This is a genomic window from Colwellia sp. Bg11-28, from assembly GCF_002836245.1.
In the GTDB taxonomy this organism is placed as follows: Bacteria; Pseudomonadota; Gammaproteobacteria; order Enterobacterales; family Alteromonadaceae; genus Colwellia; species Colwellia psychrerythraea_A.
The window spans coordinates 1496771-1508812 of record NZ_PJBA01000006.1 but is presented as its reverse complement, the minus strand read 5'-3'; the positions used below and the strand labels follow the sequence as shown (position 1 = coordinate 1508812).

At 37.2% G+C, this 12042-nt stretch carries 11 protein-coding genes; 4 read left to right on the top strand and 7 right to left on the bottom strand.

The features are described from left to right. The first annotated feature begins 115 nt into the window (after positions 1–115). The gene (locus CXF79_RS13740; protein WP_101155581.1) at positions 116–505 is read left to right on the top strand and encodes a hypothetical protein; all 390 of its coding nucleotides are present in this window, start codon (positions 116–118) and stop codon (positions 503–505) included. Positions 506–645: 140 nt separating this feature from the next. Here the strand turns inward: CXF79_RS13740 and CXF79_RS13735 are convergent, their stop codons facing one another. The 3 genes from CXF79_RS13735 to CXF79_RS13725 are packed head-to-tail and all read right to left on the bottom strand — an operon-like array spanning position 646 to position 2980. After that, a complete protein-coding gene (locus CXF79_RS13735) occupies positions 646–1236 on the bottom strand; it encodes a Crp/Fnr family transcriptional regulator (RefSeq protein ID WP_232769179.1) in 591 nt (196 codons plus the stop codon). 37 nt (positions 1237–1273) lie between these two features. Then, a complete protein-coding gene (locus CXF79_RS13730) occupies positions 1274–2149 on the bottom strand; it encodes a DMT family transporter (RefSeq protein WP_101155579.1) in 876 nt (291 codons plus the stop codon). 9 nt (positions 2150–2158) lie between these two features. Beyond that, positions 2159–2980, bottom strand: a complete 822-nt coding sequence (locus tag CXF79_RS13725) for an arylamine N-acetyltransferase family protein (RefSeq protein WP_101155577.1) — start codon at positions 2978–2980, stop codon at positions 2159–2161. A 234-nt stretch (positions 2981–3214) separates the two neighbouring features. On the opposite strand from CXF79_RS13725, the gene CXF79_RS13720 reads away from it, so the two are divergent. Next, positions 3215–3856: an NAD(P)-dependent oxidoreductase gene (locus CXF79_RS13720; RefSeq protein ID WP_101155575.1), complete on the top strand. Its 642-nt coding sequence runs from the start codon at positions 3215–3217 to the stop codon at positions 3854–3856. A gap of 135 nt (positions 3857–3991) precedes the next feature. On the opposite strand, the gene CXF79_RS13715 is transcribed toward CXF79_RS13720, so the two are convergent. After that, positions 3992–5017, bottom strand: coding sequence for a hypothetical protein (locus CXF79_RS13715; RefSeq protein WP_101155573.1), 1026 nt, complete (start codon positions 5015–5017; stop codon positions 3992–3994). Then, on the bottom strand, positions 5010–6065 hold the full coding sequence (locus CXF79_RS13710) for a lipase family protein (protein WP_101155571.1): 1056 nt from the start codon (positions 6063–6065) through the stop codon (positions 5010–5012). The genes CXF79_RS13715 and CXF79_RS13710 overlap by 8 nt, the downstream gene beginning before the upstream one ends. A gap of 292 nt (positions 6066–6357) precedes the next feature. On the opposite strand from CXF79_RS13710, the gene CXF79_RS13705 reads away from it, so the two are divergent. Together CXF79_RS13705 and CXF79_RS13700 are read left to right on the top strand one after the other, a co-directional pair. Next, entirely contained in the window at positions 6358–8481 is a 2124-nt protein-coding gene (locus CXF79_RS13705; protein ID WP_101155569.1) for a TonB-dependent siderophore receptor, read from the top strand. A 54-nt stretch (positions 8482–8535) separates the two neighbouring features. Further along, entirely contained in the window at positions 8536–9654 is a 1119-nt protein-coding gene (locus CXF79_RS13700) for a PepSY-associated TM helix domain-containing protein (protein WP_101155568.1), read from the top strand. Positions 9655–9759: 105 nt separating this feature from the next. Here the strand turns inward: CXF79_RS13700 and CXF79_RS13695 are convergent, their stop codons facing one another. Both CXF79_RS13695 and CXF79_RS13690 read right to left on the bottom strand, forming a co-directional pair. Then, the gene (locus CXF79_RS13695) at positions 9760–10929 is read right to left on the bottom strand and encodes a CaiB/BaiF CoA transferase family protein (protein ID WP_101155566.1); all 1170 of its coding nucleotides are present in this window, start codon (positions 10927–10929) and stop codon (positions 9760–9762) included. A gap of 343 nt (positions 10930–11272) precedes the next feature. After that, complete coding sequence (locus tag CXF79_RS13690; RefSeq protein ID WP_101155563.1) at positions 11273–12040, bottom strand: 3-hydroxyacyl-CoA dehydrogenase; 768 nt, start codon at positions 12038–12040, stop codon at positions 11273–11275. Positions 12041–12042 lie beyond the last annotated feature (2 nt).

Below are 12042 nucleotides of genomic sequence, written 5' to 3'. Positions count from 1 at the left end.
GTGTTATCTCAGGACGATAAAAATGGTGCTTTTTTGAAGTTAACCACCTTCGCATTATTGACCTGAATAGACTGAAAATATTCAGGACATCTTGGATCAAATTATAGGTTATTTAATGATTTTCATGGAACATGGTTTATTTGAGGTCAAAATTGAAGGCAAATTATTGCTAGTAGATGCAACAGGGCCTTTTAATGAAGAATTGCTAATACAATACGAAAAAGCTTTAGAGACTTGCATCCACACTTTGGAAGTATCAAAGTGGAATCAAGTGATCACACTGCATCAATTAAGCTTATTTACTCCTGAAGCAGAACAAGCACTCATTAACTCGTTGATAAATAGAAGATCAAGAGGGCTAATAGCCTGTGCGATAGTATTGATGAATGTTGAAGGTGAATCGTTAATAAAAACTCAAATGAGCCGCTGCTATGACAGAGCAGGGGTAAAACACAATTTCACTACCTCAATTGATGATGCCAATAAATGGCTTACCTCTTTATAAACATAGCATTGTAATGAAGATACATCCGTTGCCAATCAATACGTCTGTTTAAAAAGTACTTAAACAATTTCAATTCAAGGCGTTGCAAACTCATCCGTAATCAACCTAGCTTTGACTGTAATGGATAAAGCTAGGTTCATCTATTTGAGTTTATTTCGAATACGACTTAGTGCTATTGGGGTAATACCAATATGTGAGGCGATCATTTTAAGTGATATTTTGTCACGTAGTTGTGGATTCATATCTAAAAAAGTTAAATATCGCTGCTCAGCACTTTGTTGTACAAAAGCGAATTCACGTTCTTCTTTTTTTATAAACATGTTTTCAAGTAAACGATTGTACGCGGCCAAAAATCCGGGTTGTGATTGCATTTGTTCAAAAAACACATGCCATTCAAATTCCAAACAAATCACATCATCTAAAGCTTCAATACTAAACAGGGCGTTTGCGTTTCTGGTCATCGCTCGGGTAGAACCACTAATACCGGGTGCAAAAGCGAAAGACTGAGTGAATTCTTTACCTGTAGCAGACACACTCATGTAACGAACCATGCCTTTGATTAGAAAAAACAGCTTAGGCGCGGGTTGTCCCTGAGTAATTAACAGCTGACCTTTTTGATAGTGTTTGATTTTAGCCTTAAGACCAAACTGATCAAAATTAGCTTTATCAATACTCAGCTTGCTACCTGAAAAAAATTGGATAAAGTCTTCCATATGAATTTGTAGGCTCATGTATTTACGTTATCCATTTATTGTGTTCCAAAGATAATTACTGATGTTTAGGGGAGATCAAATAAAGTGCTAGAAAGGTTAACATTATTCCTGGTACCGCGCTGTATAGTTGAGACATATTTGCTAGCCCTTGCGGTATAAGTACAATACTTGGTATAAGATAGGTGAAACCTAAGAGGCGATTAGGGCCCACTTTTTTTAATAAATGTTGCTGTAAGAAAAAAGTTGCGATTGTGGTAAATAACGTTAAATATAATAATACTTTCCAGAACTCATCTTCATGCCAAGCTATATTATTTAAGTCTCCAAAAAAGATTAAAAAAGGTAATAAAATTAAGCTACCTAGTAGCATTATATAAAATGCTCCCAACATTGGCGGAACGTCAGTTGCCCACTTTTTAATTAAAATCACGTGTAAAGCTAAACAACAGCAAGCGACTAAAAATATGCTATCGCCTAGTCGCCATTCTATCAATACTAGTTTTTCTTGTGTAAACGCTACTAGTACCCAAATGGCACCTAGTGTGCCAATCAAAAAACCAGCAATTTGCTTGTTAGGTGTTACGAACTTCAGACCGATATAAGTTAGTAACACGCTGATTAAAGGCAGCAGGGTGTAAATCACCGAAGTACGCATTGCATTGGTGGTTTTTAGTGCTTCAAATAACCCAATAAAGAATAAAACTAAAAATAAACTGATGACGCTATAACGCAGTAATATTTTGTAGTTCAATTGTTTAATGGATGCTCGCCCAATAAAAGGCATCATCAATATCGTTGCTAATATAAATCTTAATGCTGTACTTGCAATCGGATTAGCATAAGGGAGTAATTGCTCTGAAACGACAAATGAAGAAGCCATTAAACTAACCCAAAGCAGTAAAGTAAAATTATCAATTAGTGTAGATTTCATCTGTTGTTATCAAACTTTATTCTGAAAGGGTGTAACAAACTTATTAAATAAAAACTCAGAGATAGCAATATCAATATCGAGTTGATAAACATCAATTAATAATTGATGTAATTGCTTAATACTGGTTATTTTAGTTGTTTGTGTAATACCATTTATAACATGATGAAATTCATTATTTCGCAATGATTGAATATCATTGAAGAACTTACGACAAATGACTAAATTATTCACAAAAGCTGCATTAGGATGTTTATGTGAGTAGAAATGACCTAATAAACAATCTGCTTCGGTATAGTGATGTAAATCAAAGGTATATAGCGTAAAGAAATCGCCATATTTAAATACTTGATAACAGTAATCGCCATTAACATTTTGGGTAATACGATACTGAGCATCTCCTTGATCTTGTATCAAGCCATGCACTATTTTTACCGGAAAACGAGCGCCTAAATGCCCAAAGCCAGCATCAACAATATAATCTTCTCCTGCTAACGTAAGTAGTGTCACCCTATGCGTTCTGGCAACGTCAACATCTTGGTTATAAATCACTTTAGCCAGCAACAAACGTACATCAAAACCAAGTTCAGATAACACGGTAAATACAAGCTTATTATGTTCAAAACAATAACCGCCACGTCGTCTTTCAACAATTTTATTAAATAGCGACTCAGGGTCTAAAGGTAGCTCTTGTCCCAAAATCACGGCAATATTATTAAAACTATATTGTGCAATATGTTTACTTTGCAGTTCATTTAAAAAGTCTATAGCTAGCGGACCTTCGCTAATAGTTAAGTCTGCTAGATAGGATTGGGCAATTTGCTCGTTGGTCACGTTGTTATTCCTTTAATTAATACGTTTGGTATAAATTGATAAGTGAAGTTTAACCGAGAAAATCTCGTAGGTAATTAACCTAGGTTTAGTCAAAAAGTAATTTAGTTGTGAGTATATTGCCAATGATTAATATTATTCAAACACTAAACCTAGGTTAATGCTGTTATCAAAACTTGTTTGTAGACTGGCTTTATCAAATCGATAACAAGCTAAACTTAATAAAAGGTATTACAAATGAAAATTACAGTTTTTGGTGCAACGGGTAATGTGGGTAATAGGGTTATAACTGAAGCGTTATTGCGAGGTCATGAGATAACTGCCGTGTTGCGAAATAATGCTCGGGCTAATGAATTTGATTCGTCGGTGAAGGTAGTTATTGGTCATGCTGATAATGTCGATGAAGTTGTGAAGTGGAGCGGTGGACAAGACCTTATCATAAGTGCTACACGGCCACCGCAAGGGTTAGAGAGTCAACTAGTCGACACAGCAAAAGCGTTATTATCAGGGCTTGCACAAACCAAAGTACGCTTGTTATTGGTGGGAGGCGCAGCCAGTTTAACTGTGCCGAACAGCAATGGAATGTTAGTGGTTGATGATACTGACTTAGTGCCTACAGCTTGGCGTGATATCGCTTTGGCGTGTCTAGCACAGCACAAACTTTGCCAAGAAAATGAGTCTGTTGATTGGAGTTATATAAGTCCGCCGGCTGTCATTGTGCCAGGAGAGCGTACGGGAATATTTCGAACGGGATCTGATGAGTTACTAGTTGATGAACAAGGACAATCAACTATTTCACTGGAAGATTTTGCCATTGCTTTATTAGATGAAGCTGAGGTAGTTAAACATAAAAGAAAACGTTTTACCGTTGCTTATTGATATCGGTAATATCAAGAACTAACCTGATTATAGTCAGTTAAGGTCTGTCGTTTTTAATATGTTACTGAAGTATATCAGTAACATACGTGATATGAGTTAATCTGTGAAAAGGTCAATACTGCTTAAGCAACAACCTTAATTCAAATACTCCTTAATTTTTGATACCTGTCTTTTATAATTACTTTGCTTATCTTCGAATAGTTTAAGTAAATCAACGGTAATGAAAATGCCTGCTTCATCATCATGTTTTGTCACACCAATAGAATAGTTATTATCAACATGGAACATCAAGCCATGACCTACATCGTCAACGGATGCCCTATCTGAATAGAGTGTAACCAAAGAGACACCTATCGGCAGTGAAGAATCCCAATTATTGTAGCCAAACCATTCAACAACTAACGCCTCTTTAAACTGTTCTCCGTCTGTTGCGCCATCAACATACTCCAAGACAATAGAAGGATGCAACGTAAACCATTGCTCACTTGGGGGCGATACAGGCTGACCTTTTTGATAGTCTTTTCTGTTAATATAGCTATTCAACAGAATATCAATGAAAGTCTGTGAGCGCGCCTTGGTGTAATAGTTTTGCCATTGTTTAGAATAGAGATTTAACTGCTTTAATGCATTACCACTTTGTATCGTTTTAATTGGCTCAGCGGGTAAATTAGCAACAGAGGTATAGTTGCTGATTATTTCTCTACAATTCATATTGTTACCAAAGCTATTCCCACATGCACTTCTATCACTAAAGACTGACCTTATGACAGTATTCTCATTTTTTATTGATAATTGATCACTGCCTTTACTTGTTACTGTCGTAACTGGATAATCGTTAATAAATGAATTGTTTAATATACTAGGATAGGTTGCTAAGTTAGGGACTAACTGTATCAGAGCTGCACTTTCTAATAGTAACTGTGCTTGCCAAACATTTGATAGTCTCGTTAATTCTTCGAAAGTTGGGCTTTGTTCATGACCAGTATAAAATTGACAAAGCGCTTCACCATATATTTTACCACTTGAGTAGGACCCTTTAAAAAGTGTTGTTTCGCTTGTGTTAAACGATGAGCAATCATTATTTTTTTCAGTAGACTCTTCAGCGGTGACATTAAAACTAATCAACACTCCGAGTATCAATAGCATTAATATCTTACTCATCCTTGAGCTCCTTAATATAGTCGGTAAAGGATTTCATCATGCTTATAAATTCTGCAATTCCTTCAAGATCCAATTGTTCTAACTTTTCAACATACTCTTTAATTTTCAGGTAATCTCCTTGAATATTTTTAAACTGATTATCTCCGGCCTTTTTTATCTCTTCAGGAGGGTAAAAATCAAAAAAGGTATTGAAGAAGTCATGGCAAACATCAGGATCTTCAATATAACCAGCAATGTCATGCGTATTTTTTCGGCTGACTTTAGTTGTCACAATTGGCTTGTAATCATATTTAAATGTATCTGGCGTTAGCCAATTCTTTTTACCATTTGGATCGAATCGCTTAAATGGCTTTAATGTGAAGGGATCAAGTACATGCCTAATGTTGTAAAACATCGAAATAAAGCCTTGGTGTCCAGGTTTGACCACAGAATCAAATGGTGAGGGTAGTCCTGTAAATGACGTTACAAGTCGGCTTACGTTAGCGAATGCCCAATAGCTAGTAATAGGGAAAGATAGGGTATGTAACTGAGCGGGTAATGGAGAATTATCATTGGTATAAATTTGATTAAACGCATCATGTGCAACGGCTGTACCTAATGAATGACATAATACGTGAATAGGTCGGTGATGGTTGTTATGTATCACTTTTACAATTTCTTCACTGACTTGTGCCCGTACATATTGACCAACTTCAGTCATATATAACACAACATCTAGGATATGGGTATAAGCAAACTTATCATCACCCAGTGAGCTCTCCAAATCGAGTAAATCTTGGATAATGCTCGGATCACTAACACCAGGTAACTTTGCTTTAAGCACATCTGTGATACCGCTTGCGTTATCTGCTAGCTGCTGTCTTATTTGTTCAAAGTGTTTGTCATAACCAATAGAGACAATATCTACTTTGTCTTCAAATTTAATGTTGCCATATCCTTCATATCGCCCGAGAGCATTATTCGCAGCACTAACAACCTCTTTTTTAAATGAATCTGCGGTATGAACGCCCATACCATGAAATAGAATTAAAATTGGCTTTTCACTCATATTAATCAGTCCTTTGTTGAAATAAAAAATGGAGAAATATCTAGGCAGGTAAGCACAAAAAATTATTCTCTTGCTCAGTCGATAAATATAGTTACCAGATTCAGTGTTGTCCAATGACAATACCTATTAAAAATGGAAGTAATGCAGCAAAAATGTAATTTAATTCAGAACTACCTTCCTAATTAGTACTGTACAAGTAACTTACAGTAACGCTAATGATTAGTATTTACAGTTGATATGGGTTTATGTATTATGTGCGCAATTACAACATGATACTTATTAGGCTAACGCAGTGAAAAACCTCCCTTTAAATTTGATTACCCTCACAATTTTAACGACAACTAATGCATTTGCCGAAGGCAGCAAAAATTCAGATGTTGAAAAAATTGAAGTTCAAGGCACCTATATCGAAGGATACGGTGCTCATGAAGTGAGTGGGGCATCTCGTTTAGATTTATCTATTATCGAAATACCGCAATCTGTGTCCGTAATTACTGGTGCACAAATGAGAGACTTTCAATTATCTGACATCAATGCCGCATTAGATTCTGCAACAGGTATCAATGTTGAACGCATTGAAACAGATAGAACTTATTACACCGCACGCGGCTTTGACGTAACAAACTTTCAAATTGATGGTGTTGGTTTACCTTTAACGTCTGGTAACAACCATGCAGATGAAGATACTGCCATTTATGAACGTATAGAGGTTATTCGCGGTGCAAACGGTTTGATGACGGGTGTTGGTAATCCATCAGCAACGATTAATTTTATTCGTAAACGTCCAACAGAAGAAACGGAAGTAAGTGTTAGAGGAACCGTAGGCTCTTGGGATAAAACGCGTTTAGAGGTAGATGCGTCAACACCACTTACTGATAAAGTGAGTGCTCGTGTTGTGTTAGTTAAACAAGACAATGAATCTTATTTGGATCGATATGAACAAGATAAAAGCGTCGCCTATGCTTTTATTGGTGCAGAATTGACAGACAGTACCTATCTTTCAATAAGTCACAGTTACAACCAAAGTGATGCGAAAGGTAATAACTGGGGAGCTAATCCTCTTTATTATACTGATGGTAGCGCCACTGATTATGATGCTTCAACTAATACTTCAGCAAACTGGTCAAACTGGCAAGTTGTTAAAAATAATACCGTGGTTGAATTAGGTCATTATTTTAATTCTCAATGGAGTTTACGCGCCACTTACTCACATAAAAAAACAGATGAAGATACTGAGTTATTTTATGTCTACGGTACACCAGATAAAAATACTGAGTTAGGTCTACTGGGATATGCGAGTGAATATGACCTAGATGATAAACATAACTTATTTGATGCGTACATCAATGGTGAGTTTTCATTATTCGGCCGTGAGCATCAAATTGTCGCGGGTATCAATTACGCCAAGATGAGTTATGTTGATAAATCACTCTATGATTACACAACAGGAAATGGTTTCCCTGTTATGCCACCATTACCTGAATGGGACGGAAATACCCCAAAGCCGATATTTACTGACGGCTTAACAGGCAGTGATGTTACTAATGAACAAAAAGCAGCCTACTTTACTGCACGTTTTGAAGTGTTAGATAACTTACATGTAATCGCTGGTGGCCGTTATAACGATTGGAATGTAGAGGGCAGTTCATACAACGTTGTTCAAGATGCTTCGGATAAAGAATTTATTCCCTATTTAGGTGCTGTTTATCAAATTACCCCAGAATTAGTGGCCTATACCAGTTACACCGAAACATTTGTGTCACAGACTAAATTAGATATTAATGAAAAAATCCTCGCGCCCATAACGGGTGAAAGTAAAGAGATAGGGATCAAAAGTGAATTTTTTGATGGTTTACTTATCGGCTCAATTGCTTACTTTGATGTACAACAAACGAATGTTGCCAAGCTCGATGTTCGCACGACAGATTTACCTATTAACTTACAACGTTACATTGGGGCTGAAGGAATTAGCAGTAACGGGTTTGAATTGGAAATTGCAGGGCAAATTTATGACAATTTACAGCTGAGTTTTGGCTTCACTGACTTTGACATTTCGGGTGATGACGTTGTTGCTGATTATACCCCTTCTACACTTATTAAACTTGCCGCCACATACACCGTGCCTATCATTGAAGGTTTATCGATAGGTGTCAACATGAATTGGCAAGATGATATTTCACGTAAACAAGGTGTTGTTGGTGATGGCTTTGCTAACGCAGGTGAAGAGATAGTCACCAAACAAGATGCCTACGCAGTTGTGAACGTAATGATGGCTTATGCCATTACCGATAATGTTAGCTTATCACTTAATGCCAATAACATAACCGATGAAAAATATATCAATAGCTTATATTGGGCTCAAGGATATTACGGTGCACCCGCTAATTATTCAGCCACATTAAGCTGGTCACTTTAGGGAAAAGTGCAGTGGTATTACGTTAGGTAATACCACATGTCACTGTAAAATATTATGAGAAAAAAATTATATAAATGGCATTCCGTTGGTGCACTTTTTGCCATGTTACCCTTGTTAATAATTTCCCTTACAGGGAGTATATTAGTCTTTAAGGTTGAGTTAGATACTTTATTGATGCCTGATAAAATGCAAGTGAGTAACACTAGTCCTAGTGAGAGATTATCGTTAGATGTATTGATGGCGAACGTGAAATCAAAATACCCAGCTCATGAAATAGGTAGTTGGGAATTATTTGATGATAAAAGTAGAACAGATACCGCTTATCTCATTAAGCAGCAGACAACAAATTGGTCGAAATTATATGTAAACCAATATAGCGGAGAATTACTTTCTAAACCGATAGGTACATCAGATGATTTAACGGATTGGTTACTAGATTTACATTATAAATTGTTACTAGAAACCAACGGTATGTTTCTAGGTGCTGTTGTGTCGTTATTACTTTTATTCTTAGGGATAAGTGGCATCATTTTATACCGTAAGTTTTGGATCAATTTTTTCACTTTACGCTTAATACTTGCCCGCAGAATATTTTTTAGTGATCTCCATAAAATGATTGGTATATCAAGCTCACCCGTTATCCTTATTCTCGCGTTTACAGGAGCTTATTGGAACATTTCACTGGTGATACATGAGGTATCAGAACATATTGTTGAAGAGCCTTATTTAATTGAACACCAACTGCATAATCAAGAGCTTTCAATACAAACATTGTTAAACAGCAATCAAGAGACAATTAAAAACTTTGAAGCAACCTACTTATTAATGCCATTTGAACCCGCCATGGATATCATGTTTTACGGTACAGTGAACTCAGCAAACCCGCTTAATAGTAACTATTCAAGTACGATATCTTATGATAAAAGCTCAGGGGAAATGATTCACTCAGAAGATGTGAGATCGGCGAATGCATTACATGTAACCATTGATAGTTTTAGAAAATTACACTTTGGTCATTTTGGTGGTTTAACCAGTAAGTTAATTTGGTGTGTTTTAGGACTAAGTCCATTAATATTGGCGTTTACAGGTTTGTATCTATATTTGTATAAAAACAGAAATAGAAAGATATTGTCTGTTTCTCGCATTAAAAAGCCGGTAAAACAGCTAAGTTAGCAGAATAACAATAAAGTCTACTTAGCTATTTTTTACTGGAGCATAAAGTAGACTTTATCATTTTAATTAAACGATTCTGCGAGGGAGCTTTTTAGCTGAGGTTTTCTAAAAGGTTACTACGCCATTTTTTTCAAGCGCCGTTATTCTGCTATTACTTAAACCCAGTTCAGATAGTACTTGCTTGCCATCTACACCTAGCTCACCACCTGCTTGTTGATATTCAGCTTGGTAAGCTGAAAATTTAATGGGACAAGCTAGTTGTTTTTGCATGCCTGTTTTCGGATGCGGCACATCGACAATCAACTCTCTGGCAACTATCTGAGGATGCTCACTAGCTTCTTTTAGGTTAAGTACTGGCTCAACACATAAATCAAGCTTGATAAATATTGCCTGCCATTGCTGATAAGTTTTTTGCTTAAAAGCGTGAGTAAAACTGTCTTTAATTTGTTGTTGTGCTGAGGACTTGCTTGCTAGTGGCAGAAGGTGCTCTAAGTCGAGTAGTTGGCACAAACCAGTAAAGAATTTTGGCTCTAAGCTACCAACGGACAGGTAACGACCATCGCTGGTCTGATAATAATCATAAAAAGTCCCACCATTCAGCAGTTGAGATTCAGCTGTTGGTATTTCACCACCAGCGAGCGTACCTGCACCACTCATTGCATTCAATGCAAAAGCACAGTCGGTCATACTGATATCAATCATTTGACCTTCTCCTGTACGTTGACGGTGATGTAGTGCGGTTAATATACCAATAACACCATGCAGCGAACCGCCGGCAACATCGGCTATTTGAATGCCCTGAGGAATAGGCGATTGTTCTTTTCTTTTGGAATAACTGCTAATGCCAGCAATGGCTAGGTAATTTAAATCATGTCCTGCGCGATTTTTGTAAGGCCCTGTTTGACCATAACCAGTGATCGCACAATAGATTATTTTAGGGTTAACTGCTTTTAGCGCTTCATAACCAATGCCGAGCCTGTCCATGACGCCAGGCCTAAACTGCTCAAGCACCACATCATACTCTTTGATCAGTGTTTTAATAATTTCAATAGCTTCTGGTTGTTTTAAATCCAGAGCAATGGATTCTTTAGAACGATTCAAATATTGATGAGCAGCGGATGATGCGCCTACTTGGGGTGACATTTCTCTGACTAAATCAACGCGAGTTGGTGATTCAACTCGTAAAATCTTTGCGCCGAGATCGGCAAGCATCATTGAGGCGTATGGGCCAGGAAGTAGGGTGGAAAGATCTAAAATTTTAATATCGCTTAACATGGACTACTCCAACAGAAAAATTAAAATTAACAGAAAAAAAAGGGAGGCTAGCAATCGGCCCCCCAAAAACGCAAACTTTATACCAAGTTGATTAAGTTCTTTCCCACTCAGCGAGAATTAAAAGGCTTAGAGGCAAGGCATTGATTGAAGAGAATGGTTATTCCCTTGTCAAAATCAATAACGCAGCATATAAGCCTTTTAAACTCGCCCTTTGGGAACTTGTTCTATGCCCATTAACATCATTAAATTTATTTGATTTAGAATGCTAGACCTAAACAAATTCACCTTGTTATTGAACATTTAACATAGCTCTGAGTTGGAAAGAAATTTAATCAAATTGGTATTACTTAGGCTCCATTCGAATAGCACCATCAAGACGAATCACTTCGCCATTGAGATAACTGTTGGTAATGATGTGAGCAGCTAAATCAGCATATTCGACCGGATCGCCAAAACGTTTAGGACTTTGTACCATTTTGATAAGTGGATCGCGAACTTCGTCACTAAATCCTTTCATCATGGCGGTATCGAAAATACCCGGTGCTATGGTCATAATACGTATACCCAGTGGTGCTAAATCGCGAGCAATAGGTAGAGTCATCGAAACAATGCCACCTTTACTAGCGCTATAGGCTGATTGACCCACTTGGCCATCGTAGGCGGCAACTGAGGCAGTATTGATAATTACGCCACGTTCGCCTTTAGCATCGGGTTCGTTTTTCGCCATTTGCTCAGCAGCTAAACGTAGTACATTAAAGGTACCAATCAGGTTGATATTGATAACTTGTGAAAATTTTTCTAAAGCCAAGGCGCCATTGCGACCAACGGTTTTACCACCAGGAGCAATGCCTGCACAATTAATACAAGCGTGTATGGTGCCAAAAGCATCAACAGCTGCTTTTATACCGGCCACAACTGAAGTTTCGTCTGTAACATTTACTTTAGCGAAAATTGATGTTTCGCCTAACGTTGCAACAAGTGAATTTCCTGCATCTTCGTTCAAGTCAAAGGCAACAATTTTTGCGCCTTGTTTGGCTAATTCTTGGCAAGTAACTAAACCTAAGCCTGAAGCGGCGCCAGTGACGACAACGACTTTGTTATTTAAATCCATGG